15 protein-coding genes are annotated in these 20961 nt (G+C 36.7%); 11 read left to right on the top strand and 4 right to left on the bottom strand.

Going from position 1 to position 20961, the window contains the following annotated elements:
- Positions 1–66 precede the first annotated feature (66 nt).
- The 9 genes from C8N46_RS02000 to C8N46_RS01960 all read left to right on the top strand — a co-directional run bounded on the left by C8N46_RS02000 (position 67) and on the right by C8N46_RS01960 (position 10267).
- Positions 67–786 (top strand): pyridoxine 5'-phosphate synthase, encoded by a 720-nt coding sequence (locus C8N46_RS02000; RefSeq protein ID WP_108113175.1) that lies wholly within the window; start codon positions 67–69, stop codon positions 784–786.
- Positions 783–1550, top strand: a complete 768-nt coding sequence (locus tag C8N46_RS01995; protein WP_108113174.1) for an alpha/beta fold hydrolase — start codon at positions 783–785, stop codon at positions 1548–1550. Before C8N46_RS02000 ends, C8N46_RS01995 begins: the two co-directional genes overlap by 4 nt.
- Before the next feature lie 128 nt (positions 1551–1678).
- Entirely contained in the window at positions 1679–2932 is a 1254-nt protein-coding gene (locus C8N46_RS01990) for an OmpP1/FadL family transporter (RefSeq protein ID WP_108113173.1), read from the top strand.
- Positions 2933–2951: 19 nt separating this feature from the next.
- Entirely contained in the window at positions 2952–4463 is a 1512-nt protein-coding gene (locus tag C8N46_RS01985; RefSeq protein WP_108113172.1) for an SGNH/GDSL hydrolase family protein, read from the top strand.
- Between the two features lie 232 nt (positions 4464–4695).
- Positions 4696–6024 carry a trigger factor gene (tig, locus tag C8N46_RS01980; protein WP_108113171.1) on the top strand — a complete coding sequence of 443 codons (1329 nt, stop codon included), beginning with the start codon at positions 4696–4698 and terminating at the stop codon, positions 6022–6024.
- Positions 6025–6101: 77 nt separating this feature from the next.
- On the top strand, positions 6102–6794 hold the full coding sequence (gene clpP, locus C8N46_RS01975) for an ATP-dependent Clp endopeptidase proteolytic subunit ClpP (RefSeq protein WP_108113170.1): 693 nt from the start codon (positions 6102–6104) through the stop codon (positions 6792–6794).
- A gap of 27 nt (positions 6795–6821) precedes the next feature.
- Positions 6822–8054, top strand: coding sequence for an ATP-dependent Clp protease ATP-binding subunit ClpX (clpX, locus tag C8N46_RS01970; RefSeq protein WP_108113169.1), 1233 nt, complete (start codon positions 6822–6824; stop codon positions 8052–8054).
- Between the two features lie 10 nt (positions 8055–8064).
- Positions 8065–8874, top strand: coding sequence for a LytTR family DNA-binding domain-containing protein (locus tag C8N46_RS01965; protein WP_108113168.1), 810 nt, complete (start codon positions 8065–8067; stop codon positions 8872–8874).
- A 118-nt stretch (positions 8875–8992) separates the two neighbouring features.
- Positions 8993–10267, top strand: coding sequence for a serine hydrolase domain-containing protein (locus C8N46_RS01960; RefSeq protein WP_108113167.1), 1275 nt, complete (start codon positions 8993–8995; stop codon positions 10265–10267).
- A 141-nt stretch (positions 10268–10408) separates the two neighbouring features.
- On the opposite strand, the gene C8N46_RS01955 is transcribed toward C8N46_RS01960, so the two are convergent.
- Together C8N46_RS01955 and C8N46_RS01950 are read right to left on the bottom strand one after the other, a co-directional pair.
- Positions 10409–13486, bottom strand: coding sequence for a T9SS type A sorting domain-containing protein (locus tag C8N46_RS01955; RefSeq protein WP_108113166.1), 3078 nt, complete (start codon positions 13484–13486; stop codon positions 10409–10411).
- A 110-nt stretch (positions 13487–13596) separates the two neighbouring features.
- Complete coding sequence (locus tag C8N46_RS01950; protein WP_108113165.1) at positions 13597–15465, bottom strand: tetratricopeptide repeat protein; 1869 nt, start codon at positions 15463–15465, stop codon at positions 13597–13599.
- Positions 15466–15967: 502 nt separating this feature from the next.
- On the opposite strand from C8N46_RS01950, the gene C8N46_RS01945 reads away from it, so the two are divergent.
- On the top strand, positions 15968–16423 hold the full coding sequence (locus tag C8N46_RS01945; protein ID WP_108113164.1) for a hypothetical protein: 456 nt from the start codon (positions 15968–15970) through the stop codon (positions 16421–16423).
- A gap of 62 nt (positions 16424–16485) precedes the next feature.
- Here C8N46_RS01945 and C8N46_RS01940 read toward each other — a convergent pair whose 3' ends face one another.
- On the bottom strand, positions 16486–18117 hold the full coding sequence (locus tag C8N46_RS01940; RefSeq protein ID WP_108113163.1) for an OmpA family protein: 1632 nt from the start codon (positions 18115–18117) through the stop codon (positions 16486–16488).
- 187 nt (positions 18118–18304) lie between these two features.
- Entirely contained in the window at positions 18305–19825 is a 1521-nt protein-coding gene (locus tag C8N46_RS01935; protein ID WP_108113162.1) for a GH3 auxin-responsive promoter family protein, read from the bottom strand.
- A 133-nt stretch (positions 19826–19958) separates the two neighbouring features.
- Between C8N46_RS01935 and C8N46_RS01930 the strand changes: the two genes are divergently transcribed.
- Positions 19959–20753, top strand: coding sequence for a DUF2797 domain-containing protein (locus C8N46_RS01930; protein WP_108113161.1), 795 nt, complete (start codon positions 19959–19961; stop codon positions 20751–20753).
- Positions 20754–20961 lie beyond the last annotated feature (208 nt).

The following is a 20961-nucleotide window of genomic DNA, read 5'->3' as shown; positions in this document are numbered from 1 at the left end:
AAAAATAACTACTTCTTAAGTATAGCGAACTTTGTATTTTTGTAATCAGACAAAAAATATACCACAATGAGCACAAAATTAAGTGTAAACATTAATAAAATAGCGACGCTTCGAAATTCACGCGGCGGCGATGTTCCAAATCTCGTTCAATTTGCCAAAGATGTACAAGAATATGGTGCAGAAGGAATCACCATTCATCCGCGACCAGATGAACGCCATATTCGCTATCAAGATGCGCGCGATTTAAAACCAATTGTCTATACCGAATATAATATAGAAGGGAATCCTATCCAAAAATTTATGGATTTGGTGTTGGAAGTGCAACCCACACAAGTAACGTTGGTGCCAGATGCGGTTGATGCGATTACCTCAAATGCTGGTTGGGATACCATAAAACACAAAGACTTTCTCACGGAAGTGATTGCAGAATTTAAAAACAACGGAATTCGCACTTCCATATTTGTAGATCCAGTCATAGAAATGATTGAAGGCGCCAAAGAAGTAGGAACAGATCGCATTGAATTGTACACGGAAGAATTTGCACATCAATACAGTTTAGGCAACTCCAAAGCCATTCAGCCTTACGTAGATTGTGCTGTACGTGCCAATGAATTAGAAATCGGCGTAAATGCGGGACACGATTTGAGTTTGGATAACATTGCGTTTTTTGTCAAAGAAATTCCTGGTTTGCTCGAAGTATCTATTGGTCACGCGTTGATTTCTGAATCGTTGTACTTAGGCATTGAAAATGTAGTAAATATGTACTTAAACAAACTAAAAGCATGATTTTACATTCAAATATTCTTGGAGACGGAAAGCCATTGTTGATACTGCATGGGTTTTTGGGGATGTCAGACAACTGGAAAACACTGGGAAAAAAGTTTGCTAAACAAGGTTTTCAAGTACACTTAATCGATCAGCGAAATCACGGACGAAGTTTTCATTCGGATGACTTTAATTATGATCTCCTTGCGGAAGATGTAAAACGCTATTGTGAACACCATCAGTTAGAAAATATATCGCTCATAGGACATTCTATGGGCGGAAAAACAGCGATGGTATTTGCCACACGCTTTCCAGCAATGCTTGATAAATTGATTATTGTAGACATTTCGCCAAAATTCTATCCCACACATCACGAACAAATCTTAGCAGGATTAGCTGCCATTCAAAAAGAAACATTGACCAGCAGAAGCGACGCGGAAGACATTATGGAAAAGTATGTTCCTGACTTTGGAACGCGTCAATTCTTACTCAAAAACTTATATTGGAAAGATGATAAAACGCTCGGATTGCGCATCAATCTAGATGTACTAATAGAAAATGTAGAAGAAATTGGTGAGTCACTTTCCCCTCAAGCTATTTATCATAAAGAAACCTTGTTTTTAAAAGGAGACGCGTCTGAATACATTCTTACAGGCGACGAAAGAGTAATACAACAACACTTTCCGAATGCAATCATACAAGAAGTGTCAAATGCAGGACATTGGTTGCACGCTGAAAACCCAAAAGAATTTTTTGAAAAATCCTTACTTTTCTTGAATTCATAAAAATCATATTAAATTTACTATGAATGCATAATAAATTCGTTTAATTCTTGTGTTTATCATAATTTATACTAATTTTGGAGCTCTGATTTTTTACAAAAATTAACCTTAAATCAACATTTTTATTTATTATGAAAAAACTATTATTGGTACTGACCATCGCGTTTTCGGCTTCGGTAATGTATGCTGGAGGATATAGAGTCGGAGTACAAGGTCATAAGCAGTTGGCTATGGGGCATACGGGCGTTGCGGTTGTAACAAGTGCAGAATCAGCATTTTTCAATCCTGCAGGTTTAGTGTACTTGGATGGAGAGCTTAATGTATCACTAGGAGCGGCAGTAGTAATGTCGAACACCATCTATCAAAATCGTGAATTTGGATATTCGTCAGAAGCAGACAATCCAATAGGAACACCTTTTTATGCGTACGGTTCGTACAAAATTAATGATTGGTTATCTGCGGGATTGGCAGTATATACACCGTACGGAAGTAGAGTAGAGTGGCCATCTGATTGGGAAGGTTCACATTTGGTAAACGAAATTGAGCTGTCGGCTATTTTCGTACAGCCAACCATTGCTATTAAACTTTCGGATAAATTAAGTATTGGTGGTGGACCAATTTATGTAACAGGTGCAGTAAACTTCAACAGAAACTTATCAAGAAGCTTAACGGACGAAGCTGGAAATCGTTCCAATGTAACGATTGATGCTTCAGGAATTAACGCTTGGGGATATTCTATCGGTGCCATGTTTCGCCCTACAGAAGATATCAACTTAGGATTTAACTATCGTTCAAAAATTAATATGGACGTAGAAAGAGGTGATGGAACTGCCGATTTTGAAAACATACCTGGCGCTTTAGCGGGAAGTTTTCCTGACGGAGATTTTACCTCATCATTACCATTACCAGCAGAATTAACATTTGGGGCATCATTCAAGCCTTCAGAAAAATGGTTAGTAGCATTTGATTATACCAGAACATTTTGGGATGCATACAAATCACTAGATGTACAATTCTTCAATGCAGCAGGATTGTCAAGAAACCCAAGAAACTACAAAAACTCATCTATCTATAAAATAGGAGCGCAATACGAAGCTACGCAAAAAGTAATCGTAAGAGCAGGATTTTACTATGACGAATCGCCAATTAGAGACGGATTCTTTGCGCCAGAAACGCCACGTCCAGACTCTGTGAACTTTACAGCAGGTTTCTCATACAACCTAAATAGTAAATGGGCAATTGATGCTTCTGTATTATATGTACATTCTAACGAAGTAAACAACTCGTACGATAGCTTTGTAGAAGCAGGAGAGCGTTTGTCATTTGGAGGCGATTACAAATCGAACGCATTGGTAGCAGGAATTGGAGTATCGTACAAACTATAATATCAAAGAGTAGAAAAAGATGAAAAACAATATAAAATATTTAGCAGTATTAGCGTTAGGATTATTTGCCTGTGAACCAGAATTTGACAATCCTATCGACGAAAGTGGAACGTACACAAGTGGCTCAGCAGATTTTTCAACGTTTGTTGCTGTTGGGAATTCACTTACCGCAGGTTTCATGGACGGAACCGTATTTAGAAGCGGACAACAAAACTCGTTTCCAAACATCATGGCACAGCAATTCGAATTTGCTGGCGGCGGAACGTTTACACAACCTTCGTATGATGATGATGTAAATGATGCAGGAGGATTTTTATTAGGTGGAGTTCCATTACCAGGATTTGATACGCGTTTGGTAATTGATGCTAGTCAGGGAAGACCTGAAAACTTAAATGTAGCGCCAACAATGGAAGTATCTAACTTGCAAGCTACGGCGTACAATAACATGGGAGTTCCTGGAGCAAAATCATTTCACTTAGGAGCGCCAGGATATGGAAACATAGCTAACTTAGCTATTGGTGCGGCAAATCCGTACTATGTACGTCATGCTACAGCGCCAAATGCTACCGTAATTGGTGACGCAGTATCTTTAAACCCAACATTCTTTACACTTTGGATTGGAAACAACGACATCTTATCGTATGCAACTTCTGGTGGTGTAGGTGTTGACCAAACAGGAAACCCGAACGTATTATCGTATGGGTTTAATGACATCACAGACCCAGGAGTATTTGCATTTACGTATCAAGGATTGGTAGATGCGTTAACGGCTAACGGAGCTAAAGGTATTGTAGCAACTTTACCAGATGTAACTTCAATTCCTTATTTTACAACGGTTCCTTACAATCCAATTCCGATGGATGCAGCAACGGCAGCATTTGTAAATAGCGGATATGCAGCGTATAATGGTGGATTGCAGTTTGCAGCAGGAAACGGTTTAATCACTGCGGAAGAAGCTGCACAACGTACTATTTCGTTCTCAGCAGGTCAAAACGCGGTTGTCATTGTTGATGAAGACTTAACAGATTTGACAGGATTTGGAATTCCAAGTTACCGTCAAGCAACTATTGAAGATTTATTAGTATTGCCTTCTTCTGGAATTATAGGAGAAGAGGTAAATAATGACCCTACACAAATAAATGGTGTATCTGTGCCTTTAGCAGACAATTGGGTATTGACAGCAACGGAAATTCAAGCAGTAAGAGATGCAAGAACGGCTTATAACAATGCGATTGTGTCTATTGCAACTGCGAACGATTTAGCGGTAGTAGATACGGCAGTATTGTTAGAAGAGTTGGTTTCAGGATTGCGTACTTCTGATGGTCAAATTTACACAAACAACTATTTTGACGGTTCTAGCGATGCCTTGTCTACAGCAGTATTCTCTTTAGATGGCGTACATCCAAATGCAAGAGGATATGCTATCATTGCTGATCAATTCATTCAAGTAATTAATGAAAAATATGGTGCAAATGTGCCAAGAGTAACCGCTGGTTATTATCCAGGCGTTACGGTAGTTCCATCAAACTAAGACTACTAAAAACATATACAAAGGAAGCATCGGAATTTTTCGGTGCTTTTTTTATGTGTAAAAACGACTAGCTAGAAATATTTCAATTGAAATTGCTTAATGAGTGAATGCAATACCGCAAAATTTCTGTAGTTGCAGCAAAAATAAACTGATATACAATTGGTTAAAAACTTGATTCGCGTTTAAAAATAATGTACTTTTGCAACCCAATTTTCATACCACTAATAAGAAGATGAATATAACAAGAGAAAATATAGATGCATTAAATGCAGTTGTGACTGTAAATATTGAAAAAGAAGATTACAGTGACAAGGTTACAAAAATTTTAAACGATTATAAAAAAACGGCTAATATTCCAGGATTCAGAAAAGGACATGTGCCTTTAGGATTGGTAAAAAAGCAATACGGAAAAGCAGTTTTAGTTGATGAGGTAAACAAATTGTTGCAAGAAAGCCTCAACAAATATTTAGTTGAAGAAAAACTAGATATTCTTGGAAATCCATTGCCTAGAATCCAAGAAGAATTCGATTGGAATGCAGAAACGTTTTCTTTCGAATTTGAATTAGGATTGGCTCCTGAATTTAGTGTAGACTTGAAAGGAAATGAAGTTACACGATACAACATTGTAGCGGATGATAAAATGATTGACGGACAAATTGAAAACATTCGTAAGCAATACGGAAAATTAATCAGTCAAGATGAGGTAACAGAGGAATCAGAAGTAACAGGAATCTTTTCAAACGAAGAAAAAGAAATTGAAAACAACGTAACTTTCAGTCTAGATAAAGTAAAAGGAAAAAAGAATCTAAATAAATTTGTCGGTGCTAAAGTTGGTGATACGATTACACTAAACACGAAAGGATTGTTCAACGACGATCACGATTTAATGAACTTCTTGCAAGTATCTCACGACGAAGTACACGATTTAGATATTGAAGTTTCTTTCAAAATTAACGAAGCAAACAAAAGAGAATTGGCAGCATTGAACCAAGAATTGTTTGACAAGTTATTTGGAGAAGGAAATGTTTCTTCACTAGAAGAAGTAAAAGAAAAAATCAAAGAAGACGCGGAAAGACAATTTTTGCAGCAATCTGACCAACGTTTGTTAAATGACGTTACAGAAGGTTTGATTGAAAATACAAAATTCGATTTGCCAGCGGACTTCCTTATAAAGTGGATTCAATCTGCAGGCGAGCAAGAATTAACGCCAGAGCAAGCTGAAGAAGAATACACAAAATCTGAAAAAGGATTGCGTTACCAATTAATTCAAGACAAATTGGTAAAAGAAAACGAAGTAAAAGTTGAGTTTGAAGACTTAAAAGAGTTTGCTAAACAAATGATTAAAGCGCAAATGGCACAATTTGGTCAGCTAAATCCTAGCGATCAAGAATTGGAAGACATTGCAGCAAGAATCTTATCAAACCAAGAAGAAGTACGCAGATTAACAGATCAATTGTTGAGTCAAAAATTATTAGAGCTTTTCAAAGAAAAGGCAAACTTAACAACGAAAGAAGTTACCTACGAAAACTTCGTTAAAGAAGTTTACGGAGATAGCGAGTAAGAAATAAAATACTTATATTTAAGGCGTTAAAATCATATTTTTAACGCCTTTTTTAATCAAAAATACAAAGACATCTTATGAACTATAAAAAAGAATTTCATAAATACGCGACTAAACATCACGGTATCAATAATATGTATTACGACAAAATTGTAAGTCGTATGACTCCATCAACATTTTCAAATCCTGTGGGAATGACGCCATACATCATTGAAGAACGTCAGCTAAATGTAGCGCAAATGGACGTTTTTTCTCGTTTAATGATGGATAGAATCATCTTCTTAGGAACAGGAATTGACGACCAAGTTGCGAATATTGTACAAGCACAATTGCTTTTCATGGAAAGTGTAGATTCGTCAAAAGACATTCAAATCTATATCAACTCTCCAGGAGGAGGCGTATATGCAGGATTGGGAATTTATGATACCATGCAATTCATCAAACCAGACGTGGCAACTATTTGTACAGGAATGGCTGCTTCTATGGGAGCGGTATTGTTATGTGCAGGACAAGCCGGAAAGCGCTCAGGATTAACACACTCTCGTGTCATGATTCACCAACCACTTGGTGGCGCGCAAGGACAAGCGAGTGATATTGAAATTACAGCAAGAGAAATCTTAATACTAAAAGAAGAATTATATAAAATCATTTCAAAACATTCAGGACAAGACTACGAAAAAGTATACAACGATTCTGATCGTGATTACTGGATGAAAGCTGACAAAGCAAAAGAATACGGAATGATTGACGAAATACTTGTAAGAGAATAATCTCCACACAAGTAAACAATAAGAATAATGGCGAAAGAAGAATTAGAATGCTCCTTCTGTGGTAGAAAAAAGCCAGAAACCAATCTGTTAATAGCAGGTTTGGACGCGCATATCTGCGACAGATGCATTGAGCAAGCACACGGAATTGTGCTCGAAGAATCAAAACAGTCTAGCAATGATGAATTGTCGTCTGAATTGGTGCTTCGCAAACCAAAACAAATCAAAGCCTTTTTGGACGAATTTATCATCGGACAAGAAGCCACTAAAAAAGTAATGTCGGTTGCGGTGTACAATCACTATAAGCGATTGTTGCAACCACCAACGAATGATGATATCGAAATACAAAAAAGTAACATCATCATGGTTGGGCAAACCGGAACGGGAAAAACGCTCATGGCAAAAACCGTGGCGCGTATGTTAAATGTTCCGTTGGCAATTGTAGATGCAACCGTATTGACGGAAGCTGGTTATGTTGGAGAAGATGTAGAAAGCATCCTAACACGTTTGTTGCAAGCAGCAGATTATAACTTGGAAAAAGCAGAGCGCGGAATTGTGTTCATTGATGAAATTGATAAAATTGCGCGCAAAAGCGACAATCCATCCATTACACGCGATGTTTCTGGAGAAGGTGTACAGCAAGCGTTGTTGAAACTATTGGAAGGAACGGTAGTAAACGTTCCACCAAAAGGCGGAAGAAAACATCCTGATCAAAAATTTATTGAAGTCAACACGGAAAACATTCTATTTGTTGCAGGCGGTGCTTTTGACGGAATTGAAAAAGTAATTACGCGTCGTTTAAACATGCAAGCCGTTGGATACAGTGCTTCCAAAGATGAAGGCGCAATTGATACCGACAACTTGTTGCAATACATCATTCCGAAAGATTTAAAAGATTTTGGACTCATTCCAGAAATCATTGGTCGTTTGCCAGTATTGACACACATGAATCCGCTAGATGCCAATACGCTTCGCGCGATTTTAACAGAGCCGAAAAATGCCATCATCAAACAATACAAAAAATTATTCGAAATGGATAATATTGAGTTTGATATTACGGAAGGTGCGTTGGAATTTATCGTGGAAAAAGCAATTCAGTACAAACTTGGCGCGCGTGGATTGCGTTCACTTTGTGAAACTATCCTAACCGATGCGATGTTTGAATTGCCTGGTTCGGACGAAAAAGAATTAAAAATCAGCAAAACCTATGCTGAGAAAAAGCTATCGAAAGTAGCCATCAAAAAATTAAAAGCAGTATCCTAAAACAACGGTAATGCAAATACAGAATTTTTACATCCAATCAATAAAAAAGCAATTATTGATTGGATTTTTTATTGGATTTTGGCTGTTTCTGTTCTTTTACTATGTGGAACCATTTGACATGTATCAGCTGCCTCGAAACGAGCGTACGTTAGCTGTTTTTGGGTATAGTGTTATTGGAGTTTTAACCTATATCATTACCATTCCTATTCAGCGTTTCCTTTACAAATCGGCTGGAAAATGGTCGTTTTTACAAGAAGGATTATTCATATTGTCCATGCTTTTAATTTCGGGTGGAATTGGCTATCTGTTCTTTAAATTCATTCTGCTTGAAAATGATCCGTACGCACACAGTTTTTCCTATTTCTTCTTTCAACAAGTAATTCCGACGGTTTTTTTAATTCTTCCCGTGATGATTTTTTTGCGATGGTTATTCAGTGAAAAAACAATTGTACAAGAACCCGCTTCCATAAAAGAACCTACCATTGTCATTAAAGGAGAAAACAAAGCGGAAGTATTGCACATTAAAGAAAGTGAGTTGGTTTTTATTGAATCGGCAAACAATTATGTAAAAGTATGCTATTTGTTAGATGGTGAATTAAAAAGCGAACTCTTCCGAAACAAAATATCTGCCATGCAAAAACAATTTCCGTTTCTCCTAAAAACGCATCGTTCATTCCTAATCAATCCAGTTCATTTTTTAGAATGGAAACGCGATGCTGCACAAACTATTTTGATTTTGAAGCCAAATGTCACAGAAATTCCTGTGTCTAAAACCTATAAAAAAGCATTGGTAGCAAAATTCATTAATCCCGCAGAATAAACCGTTCGCCAAAGCGAAAAATTTTCACCACTCAAATCGTTTCATTCGCCACAAATAGTTGTAAACACTGGGGAAATGTCAGAATATTGAACTGTCAAACCAATAAAAAGATAGACAGATGAAAAAGTCAATATTTAAAATTTTCGCGCTTACATTTATAATAGTAACCGCATTTTATTGTGAAAGTTGTACCATGGTATATCGTACTGTAGTACATGGTCAAGCCGATGTCACTGATAACGAATGGCAACCTAGTGTAGCTGTTGAAAAAGGAGAACAAGAATTTATGTTTGCCGCAAAAACAGATGCGGAATTGGCGTCTTTTTTAGATGAAGCTTTGGAAGGAAGCAACACCAACGCGTTTATGGTCATTAAAAACGATACCATTATCTACGAAAAGTATTTTAATGACTATGATGAAAACTCCTTACTAACCTCTTTCTCGGTAGCGAAGTCATTTGTGTCTGCTTTGGTAGGAATCGCACAAGAAGAAGGTTTATTACACGAAAACGAGCCGATTACCACGTACATTCCAGAATTATTGAAACAAGACAAAGATTTTGAGAAAATCACTGTAAAACACTTGCTAAACATGCAAAGCGGTATCAAATTCGACGAATATCCACGCATCAATCCATTTACAGGAATGGCACGTTTGTATTACGGAACCAACATTCGCACAAAAATCACTAATGGAATGTCCATTGAAGAAGCGCCAGGACGTTTCAATTACAGAAGTATTGATACGCAAGTATTAGGTGTCATCTTAGAGCGTGTCACAAAAATGCCATTAGAAGAATACCTTTCTGAAAAGCTATGGAAGCCACTCGAAATGAAATCGGATGCTACGTGGACGGTTGATAGCAAACGTAATAAAATGGTGAAAGCATTCTGTTGTTTAAATGCTACGGCTGAAGACTTTGCAAAATTAGGCAGATTGTATCTAAACGGCGGAAAATACAAAGGAAAGCAAATCGTGCCAGCCGCTTGGGTAGCCAAAACAGATAGCGGGAAAAAAATCTATGCCAATCAACAATACAAAAACAAATGGTGGACCAACACACACTACGATGTGTTTGAAACAGAAGCAGAAGGGAAAGCACATGCAGAAGCTAACAATAAAGATTTGGTAGTCACAAAAAAGCTGAAAAGTGGCAAATATGTAGCGCACTTTCAAGGCGATGATTACAATGCACTAGGCATCTTAGGGCAATATGTATATGTAAACCCAAATGAAAACATCATTGTAGTTCGCTTAGGCGATTCATGGCGAAACAAACGTTTCTACCTTTCTGAGTTAATATATACATACGTCGGAAATGGTCGTTATAAAAAGATGTTGCCGAAGAAAGAAACTGCCAATAAAGACCAACAAGCCATAGAGAAAAAATAATAAAACAGTTATCTTCAAAACATGCCCAAGTGATTTTATATTTGATTACAATCACTTGAGCACAGTTTTTACTCGATCATCGAGATTTAAAATAATCCGACGCCTGCGTCGAAGTGGTTGACTAAAAGGTGCAACAGATAGTTACTGTTTTATAATTGTCTTTACAACTGTTTTATCTAAAGCCTGTACTTTTATAAAATACATGCCAGCATTCCATTGAGAGATATCAATAGCATCGCTCAACTGATGTATCTCTTTTTGAAGGATAACTTGCCCCGTAGTAGTGGTAACGGTAATATTGTCCAATACGGTAGCTGCTTTAATGTGCAAAGTATGTTTGGTAGGGTTGGGGTAATACTCAAATCCTTGAATAGTATTGGATGCGACACCGAGGGTATTTGTTGAGAAACTTACAACAGCACCATATCTAGTGCCAGCCTCGTTTATGACATACGCTCTAAAATAATAAGTTGTATTTGGACTAAGTCCTGTAATGACTTCACTAAAAGGATTCATAGCAGTTTCATTGATATCCTTCACAACATCTGCACCTCCTATTATAGGATTCGTATTTGTGCTAGAATATACTACTCCACGCTCTGAAATGGTGCCGCCACCGTTATCTACAATATTACCACCCATTTCAGCAGTAGTATCAGTGATATTACTTACGCTAACAGTTGAAACAGTTGCATCTGAAACCAACACAAAGCTCAACACATCACCATAGGCTAAGCCTTCTTCAGAACTATTTGCCCATGCTCTATAATAATAGGTAGTTCCATTTCCTGTCAAGCCAAATACGATTTTAGCAAATGTTGCTACCGACATGGACGTTGATGATGTTGTTGAAAAAACATTAGGTGCTCCCGCTATTGGGTTCGTATCTACTGTAGAGTATAAAAAACCTCTAGAAAGGATATTCAAGCCTCCATCAGAAGCTATTTCACCAGAAAAACTGATGGACGTATTAGCGCCAGTCGCATTCAAAGTAACCACTGTTAAAGGATCTAAAGTTGTAAACGTCAATATGTTTCCATAACCCGTGCCAGAGCTATTTATAGCATACGCTCTCACATAATACATTGTACCTGGAGTAAGTCCGCTGATGGTTTCCCAAAAATTACCAGCACCACTACCATTTGTATCTTTTATCACTCCAGCTTCTCCAATTTCTGGAGTGCTATCCGTGGTGGAGTATACTATACCTCGTTCAGTAACACTCGAAAGGCCTTCATCACTAACATTCCCGCCAAGGAGCGCTGAAGTTTGCATAATATCAACTGCTGCATAGGTAGTTACAGTTGGTTCATTGGCACTTGGGGTGCTAAAACTCATAAGGTTACCATAGGACGTACCAGCAGAGTTGATAGCATAGGCTCTTACATAGTAAGTGGTAGAATTGGCTAATCCTCCAATAGTTTCATTAAAAATTCCTGTACCTGTGCCATTGGTATCTGTAACAACTCCGGCTTCACCGATAGCAGGAGATGTATCCGTTGATGAATACACTACACCACGCTCTATAATGGTATCACCTCCATCATCAGTAATATTACCTCCCAAATCGGCTGCTGAACTTGTGATATTCGTCGGTGTAGAGGTTGTTAATGTTGGTAACTCTGCAGGTGTAGTAAAAGTTAAGAGATTACCATAAGCAGTACCTTCGGAGTTGGTAGCGTACGCACGATAATAATAGGTCGTATTTCTGTCTACCACAACGTTATTGCTAAAAGTTCCTGTGCCAGCGCCATCAAAGGTTTGCATGACACCAGCTTCTCCAACTTCTGGTGTGCTATCGGTTGTAGAGTACACCGTTCCACGTTGTGTAACTGGTACGCCACCATCATCGGTAACGTCACCACCGAAAACAGCTATGGTAGCAACGGTATTGATAACGGTTGTTGTTGTTACAGTTGGTAAATTAAACCCTGTTGTAGTAAAACTTACTACTGAGCCATAACTTGTTCCAGAAGCATTGCTAGCATACGCGCTTACGTAATAGGTAGTGTTTGGGGAAAGACCACTGATTGTTTCGCTAAATGTTCCTAATCCAGAAGCATTGCTATTTTTTGTAACACCAGGTTCTCCAATGGTTGGTGTAGCGTCTGTAGTAGAGTAGACAACTCCATTTTCAAAAACAGATGCTCCTCCATCGCTAGTAACATTACCTCCTAAGACTGCTGAATTTGTGGTTATGCTACTAGGTGTTGTGGTAGTTACCGTTGGCAGTGCTGCGGGCGTTGTAAAATTTAAAGTATTGCCATAGCTGGTGCCTGACGCATTGATAGCATACGCCCTAAAATAATAAGTTGTTGTACTAGAGAGTGAGCTTATGGTTTCACTAAACGTACCTGAGCCACTACCGTTGGCATCTTTTATAACACCACTTGCTCCTATAGTTGGATTGGTGTCGGTCGTTGAGTACACTACACCGCGCTCGGTAACAGAACTTGCTCCTTCACTAGTAACGTCACCACCTAAAGTGGCGGTATTACTTGTGATACTACTTGCAGTAGCCGTAGCAACTCCTGGTAAAGCATTTAAGGTTGTAAAACTCATTATAGGTCCATAACCAGTACCCGAAGCATTGGTGGCATAAGTTCTGTAATAGTAAGTTGTGCTGGGTGATAAGCTTGCTATCACTTCATTAAAACTACCGATGCCGGCTCCATTAGTGTCTTTGGTTACATCAGTTTCTCCAATAAGAGGCGTATTGTCCAAACTCGAATATACAACACCGCGCTCGGTTACTGACGAGGTTCCTTGTAGAGAAACGGTTCCTCCTAAAGAAGCCGAGGTTGCTGTAATATTAAAAGCGGCTGCTGTAGATACTACAGGTACTGACGAGGTGTCTGTTGTAAAACTTTTTACCGGACCATGGTAGCGACTTCCTTGATTATCCCAGGCAACCGTTCTAAAATAATAGGTAGTGTTACTAGACAAGCCTCCTACAATTTCATCAAAAGTACCAAAACCGCTGGCACTAGCATTCCAATCGGTAGTACTGTTTGCGTTACCATCAAAAGGAGATGAAGTGGTACTGGAATACACAATTCCAAATGATGTTGGAAATACACTAGAGTTTGATGATACATTACCACCAAGTCTAGCAGAGGATGCTGTGATATCTAAAGCATCATTGGTCGTTAATACAAGTTGACCATAAAATAAATTAGGTATTATGATACATACACTAAGAAGTAAAAATTTTTTCATATAAATTGGTTTTTTGCATATACACAAATTGTGTTGTTGCAAATCAACCAATTAGAAAGGGGATTTTAAAAAAAAGAGTATCTACAAAATGTCTACAAGGCTCATTTTTTTTAAATATCGTACAGAAAATTCTTTAAATCATCCTCTTTGTTCAATTGAAGTTTTTTCTTTAAACGGTAACGATGCATAATTACACTTTTTGGGTTCACATTGGTGAGCGATGCTACTTCTTTTGAGGATAAATTCATTCGCACATAAGCACAAGCTTTTAAATCGTTACTTGTGAGTTCTGGAAAATTTTTATTGAGATAATCGAAAAACCCTGGATGTACATTTTTAAAGTGTTTTTGAAATACTTCCCATTGGTTATCCATTACCAACCCTTTTTTAACTAGATGTTCTAAGGCATTAAATACACTTGTCTTTGTTTGATGTTTATCAGCTTTAAGTGCATTAACTTCGTCTTCAATAGCAGTTAAAATTTCGTTTTTCTGTAAGGATTTCATCGCTATGGAACTTAGTTCGGCTTCCTTGAGTTCAAGCTCTTTTTTATTCAAATCTGCCTGAAGCTTAAATTTTTCAGTCTCGTTTTTAAGATACTGTTTCTTAATTTTATTTCGATTGATAATCAAAAAAATGGTAATTAGTAAAAGAATTGAGAATACAACAGCCCAATTTCTGTAGGCTTTATATAGTGCTACCTCTTTTTCCTTTTTGAGAGTATCGGCTTCTAGTATTTGTATCTCTTTAGCCTTTTTTTCAGCTTCATACAACTCTTGGTAATGCGCTACTTTTTCATTGAGGTCAGTATTGAATAAGACTTCTTTCAGACTATCGCGTACTCTATAGTAAGCTAAAGCTTCTCTAAAGTCATTAGTTCCTGCATAGGCATCAGAAAGACCGTTTAAAGCCTTAACTTCTATGGATTTCGATTCAATTTGGATTGCTTTGTTTCTAGCTTCGAGATAATAGGTTTTAGCATTGGAATACTGGTTTAGTTTTAAATAGAGGCTTCCTAAATTAATACTTGCGAAAGCGGAACTTCTGAGGTCTTTAATTTTTTCAAAAAGGGTATTTGCCTTTACCAGATAATCAATACTTTTTGAATTTTCTTCCCTGTATTTATAGATGTTGCTTAAATTTAAATAACAACCCGCCATACCTCTAGAATCCTTTAATTTTTCAGCATAATCAAGGTATTTTAAATAATATTCCTCTGCTTTATCGTACGCTTCAATTTGATAGTACAAGGTGCCAATGTTATTTATAGAACTTGCAATAAGTCTTGGATTTCCAATCGCTTTTCTCAATTCATAAGAATCTAAAAGAAATTTCAAGGCTTCGTCGTAGTTTTCAATATTTTGGTATAATAATCCCACGCTATTAAGTAAATCAGAGGTTTCCTTATCTAAGTCATGCGCTTTGTATATCGGTAGAGCTTTAAAATAATATTCTATGGCTATATTATAATCGCCTTTAGATCTGTAGAGTGCTGCGATGTTATGATAAGAACGTGCAACATTGGTAGAATCTGGCAATGTTTTTCTTAATATAAGCGATTGGTTATGCGCATATAGACTAGAATCTGTCTGCCCAATTCTTAAATAAACAATTCCCATATTATTAAAGGCATCGGCTTTTTTAGCGGTTGAATCTGCGGGAATAAGTTTTAGGGACTTATTCCAGTAGAATTTTGTACTGTCGAGTTGACTTAAATAATAGTGTGCTGTTCCTAAGTTTTTATAGGAATCTGATAAACCTATATTGTCATTGATTTCTTGACTCAACGTTATTGCATCAGATAAATACGCTAATGATTTTTTGATGTTTTTATTGAAATTGCTCCGAGCAAGGTCGTTAAGTAGTTTAACTTTTGTGGTGTCATTAGGAATTGTTTTGAGCTTGGTTTCTAAGCTATCGGTTTGCGCAAAGGATGCATAGCAGAGAAAGCATATAATGTAAACTACTTTTATTTTCATTATTTACGGAGTTAGGGTAAGAGATTCTCTATTTCAAAATCAAATGCGTTCTTATATCCTTCTTGAAGAATCGTATCGAAATTTACAAAATTATTTTAAACATTTTAGCAAAGGGTATAACAGTCAATAGTACTGTATCATTTTATGAAAACCTCCGTGTAAAAACAATGAATTGTCAAGACATTTTAAATAGTTACTCTATAGTAAAATTTAGTTTGCTACGTAGCAAAAATGATTTTAATACGTATTAAACTTTTTTTTGATAGGTAGTAAAGTTTCAAAAGCTCATGAGGTTTTGAGTGAAAGTAAAGGAGGAAAGGATGAAAAGTTGCTGAGGAAAAACTAAAAAGTTGCTGAGATTTTTTGTAAAAGAAGAAGAAGTTTGTGTTTGCTAATGTAGAGTATCTTATCTTAGTGCGGTAGTATCATTTGATACTATCAATAATTTTTTTGGTTAATCATGTTATATTATTTAATTATTAACTAATAAAGCTTTATATGTATGGAGGCAAAACATCAAATACTTCTTGAGTTTTACAAAAAACATGAAAATTCAATGCTTAATCATGAATCTCAGCGTGCGAGTATGACTAACATAATTCTAACAGTGTCAACAATATTGACAGCAGTGATAACTAATGTGGAAGTCAGTATTGAAAAGATGATTTTATCAGCCTTACTTATGATATTAGGCTTGTTTGGAAGTTTTTTTTCTATAAAACATTATGAAAGGTTCTCATGGCATTTGTACTGCAGTAGATTGTATAAAGAAAAAATTCATGAAGATTTTCCAAATACAAGTATTGATAATGATCTAGCTAAAAAGAAAATTAGAGAGAGATTTGGATGGATACATAAATCACGCTTATACAAATATTGGATTTCTATTCAAATCATAATATCCGTTATAGGTCTAATATTGACAATACTGTCAATTGTACAATATTCTAGTAGTTGAAGAAAATAAAAAGGAACGCAGGGCACGTTCCTTTTTTGGGTAATATCAGTATTATTTACAATTTACTCCACGATAATGAACTCGATTCTACGGTTGGTCTCGTGTTGCGCCTCTGAACATGTTGTTCCACAATCTACTAAAGGTTGCGATTCACCATATCCATTAGAAATCACACGGCTGGCAGCTACACCTTTTGCTAACAAGTATGCTCTTGCCGCAGTAGCTCTTTTGTTAGAAAGCTTTGCGTTGTAGTTTGCACTACCTCTGTTGTCGGTATGCGCGTTGATTTCAATTTTCATTTCTGGGTTTTCATTCAATACATCTACGATTTTGTTCAATGCTAACGTAGACTCATCTTTAAGAACCCATTTGTTATAATCGAAATAGATATTCTCGATTTTAATAACTAATTTTTCTTCTTCCTGTACGATTTCAGCTTTTGCTTGTGGCAACTTAATCGTTACATTGTGCTTATAATTATCACCTCTAAACGATTCGAAGTCCTCTTCTTGGTCAATAAAACCATCTTTTGAAGCGTGAATTGTGTATGAATTGTAAGGAATAATTGTTGTAGTGAAAATTCCTTTATCATCAGACGTAATTTTGTCAACAACACGACCATACGCGTCTACTACAGTTACCGTAGCATTTGGTAAAATCATGTTTGTTTTGTGGTCAACAATCAAACCTTGTAATGTTTGAGTTGTTTTTTCTCTCTTAAAATAGTAAATGTCATTTCCACCTTTTCCACCCGCACGATTTGACGTGAAGAAACCAGAATTTGTCTGATCCATCAAAAATCCAAAATCGTCTTCTGGACTGTTTAATGAACTTCCCATATTCACAGGAAAACTAAATTTTCCATCAATGATTTTACTTTCAAATACATCCAATCCTCCTAAGTTGTAATGTCCGTTAGAGGAAAAATACAAAGCGCTATTGTCTGCCATTACGTATGGAAACTTTTCGTCTTTGTGTGTATTGATTTCACTTCCTAAGTTCTTTGGCTTCGAGTATGTTCCGTCTTCGTTGATAGTTACTGAAAACAAATCATATCCACCTTTAGAACCTGGCATATTTGATGAAAAATAAATCGTTTTATTATCTGGAGATAACACAGGGTTTTCAATAGCGTATCCTGCTACGTTGAATGGCAACATTTCAAAATTTGTCCATTCGTATTCTAGCATTTCTGCTTTGAAAATTTTCAAGTTGTGCTGCCCATTTTCTTCAATGCTTCTTGTAAAGAAAACTACATTTTGTGCATCGTTTAAAGCAACAGAACCTTCGTGATTTTCTCTAGTATTGATTGCTCTAGAAAAATTCACTAAGTTTTTAATATCTCCTTTTTGGTTTAAATCACCACAGTATAGATTGTGAAATCCTTCGTTTGTAGTTGGATCTTTCTTTGTGAAAAACGCCCCAATTTTTTTCGCAGAAGACACAATTACTTTGTCTCTAAAGAATGCAGTTGCATGCTCAGAGAATTCAGTGTTGATATTAAGATTTTTGAATTCATACATGAATCCGTTTGGATCCAATGCTTTGATTGCGCGATATTCCGCGTCTTTATCCGCTACATTGCTGTAGGTTTCACTAGTCCCTATCGCTTCTGCCTCTGGCCCTTGTGCAGTTGCGAAAGTTACTGTGAACAGTGCTAAAGAAGTTAGCACCGTAGCTGTAAACTTTCTCATTTGAAATTTAGTATTGTACTATTGTTAATAATCTGATAACACAAATATAAAGCGGGAATTATGCTAAACGCATTTTTTTAGATAAATGACGTGAATATCCGATAAGGAGTACAAACCGCTGAAACTACAGGAAAAAACCACGTATTTTCCCCTATATAAAAAGCTATTTATTTGATTTTTAATGATTTTAGCCTTGTGAATTCATCTGAAGTAAATCGTCCAAATACGTGCGCTCGTTGGAGAGTCGAGGAATCTTATGTTGTCCGCCAAGTTTGTCGTTTTTCTTTAACCAATCATAAAACAATCCTGAACGAGCTACGTTCAATTTTAAACTGTTTAGCGTCATGTTGTTATAACGCTTGGCTTCGTAATCGGAGTTGATGTTTTGCAAAGCTTCATCCAACAGAAAAGCAAATTCGTCAATATTTTCAGGTGCTTTGTTAAATTCAATAATCCATTCGTGCGCACCTTTTTCTTTATCCTGCATAAAAATAGGTCCTGCGGTATATTCTGCAATTTTTGACTGAGTTGCAGTGCAAACTCTTTTGAGGGCATCTTCGGCATTTTCAATGATGAGTTCTTCTCCAAAAACATTGATGTGATGCTTGGTTCTTCCTGTAACTTTGATGCGATACGGATTTACAGAAGTAAAACGAATGGTGTCGCCAATCATATAGCGCCACAAACCGCCATTGGTCGTAATGACAACAGCATAGTTTTTATCTACCTCAACTTCCGACAGCGGAATTACTTTCTGATTTGGGGTATGATAGGTATCCATCGGAATGAATTCATAAAAAATACCATAATCCAACATCAATAAAAGTTCATCCGAATCATTTCGATCTTGAATGGCAAAAAATCCTTCGGAAGCATTGTAAATTTCGTAGTATTTAAAATCAGGATTTGGCAATAAGTTTCTGTACTGCTCTTCATACGGAGCAAAACTCACACCACCGTGGAAATAGACTTCCAAATTGGGCCACACTTCAAATAAATTTGCTTTTTGTGTTTGGACTAATACTTCATTCATCAATACCAACATCCACGAAGGAACGCCTGCCAAACTCGTCACGTTTTCGCGCAAGGTTTCTTTGATAATGGCATCAATCTTTACTTCCCAATCGCCCATAAGCGATACTTTACTGCTTGGCGTACTGCTAAATTCTGCCCAAAACGGCAAATTATCTATCAAAATGGCTGATAAATCGCCGTAATATGTACCGTTTTGTTCGTACAATTCTTTGCTTCCGCCCAAGCGTAAACTCTTTCCATTAAACAATTGCGCCTCAGGATTGTTATTCAAATACATGCACAATAAATCCTTACTCGCAGCATAATGGCACCATTCCAACGATTCGTTTGTCACAGGAATAAATTTACTTTTGGCATTGGTAGTTCCACTCGATTTTGCAAACCAACGAATCGATTTTGGCCAAAAAATATTACTTTCTCCTCTGCGCGCGCGTTCAATCATTGATTGAATGTCTTCATACGTTGTAACGGGAATTCGCTCTGAAAATATTTGGTAATTGGAGATGTTGGCAAAGTCGTATTGCTTTCCGATTTCCGTCTTTTTTGCCGCGTACAATAAGTTCTTTAGCAGTTCTGACTGCACTTCGTTCGGGTTTTTTAAAAAATGCTCAATTTGCGTGATGCGCTTTTTTAAAAACCAAGACGCGATAGAATTTACTAAAGGTATCGGCATGGTGTCTTACGGTTATTCGGTTGTATTTTAGCTATTAAAATATGGCTACTCGCGAAAAGTTTGTTACTTTCGTTATCACTTTTCTTTGGTGTGTAAACTTACTTTAATTGAATAAAAATAGCAAAAATCTTTAATGATGTACAAAGGTGTTTTAACGAAAATGCAAACTGAGTTCGGAAATCCGATACAATATTACCTAAATTTTGAAGATGATTTCTTGAATATGAACCAGTTACTCGATAAGAAAATGAGTCTGACTTTTGAGAAGTTTGAGTGCCTAAATTGTCATTTGGATAAGGAAATTTACCGTCAAGGATTTTGTAAAAGTTGTTTTTTTGAGATTCCAACGGCTGGCGATTGGATTATGCGACCAGAATTGAGCACTGCGCATCTAGGTATTGAAGATCGCGATTTGGAATACGAAAAGCAAGTACAGCTGCAACCGCATATTGTCTATTTGGCATTATCAAGCGAGATAAAAGTTGGTGTGACGCGAAAACGTCAAGTTCCGACACGTTGGATAGACCAAGGCGCGGTAAAAGCGGTAGAAATTTTGGAAGCACCTAATAGATATATTGCAGGAATTACGGAAGTTGCTTTAAAAGCGCATGTTTCTGACAAAACGAATTGGCGAAAAATGCTGCAAAATCTGAATGAAGAAGCAGATTTAGTCGCCAAAAAAGAAGAATTAAAAGAATTCATTCCTGACGAAGCCAAAGATTATTATTTGCCGAATAGAGAAGTGGTAGAATTGGATTTTCCAGTGCTTTCCTATCCTGAAAAGATAAAAAGTTTGAATCTCCTCAAAACACCAACCTACGAAGGAATTTTAAAAGGCATCAAAGGACAATATTTAATTTTTGAAGACAATACAGTTTTCAACATTCGCGGAAATGAAGGCTTGGTGGTGAGTCTTGGAATTGGCTAATGTAGCAATTTTTTTATGTAGCAATGTAGCAGTGTTTTAATTTGAAAATTTGTCAATTTGGTAATTTGAAAATGTGTTAATTGCTTTTTTGAAACGTCACTATGAGGAGCTTTCGACGCGGCAGCTTTTTTAATGTATCAATGTAGCAGTTTTTTAATTTGAAAATTTGTTGATTTGAAAATTTGATAATTTTACTTCAAACACCCAA

Origin of the sequence: Kordia periserrulae (assembly GCF_003054265.1) — a bacterium.
In the GTDB taxonomy this organism is placed as follows: Bacteria; Bacteroidota; Bacteroidia; order Flavobacteriales; family Flavobacteriaceae; genus Kordia; species Kordia periserrulae.
Note: the sequence above shows the minus strand (reverse complement) of the source record. Positions and strands in the feature narration are given on the sequence as shown.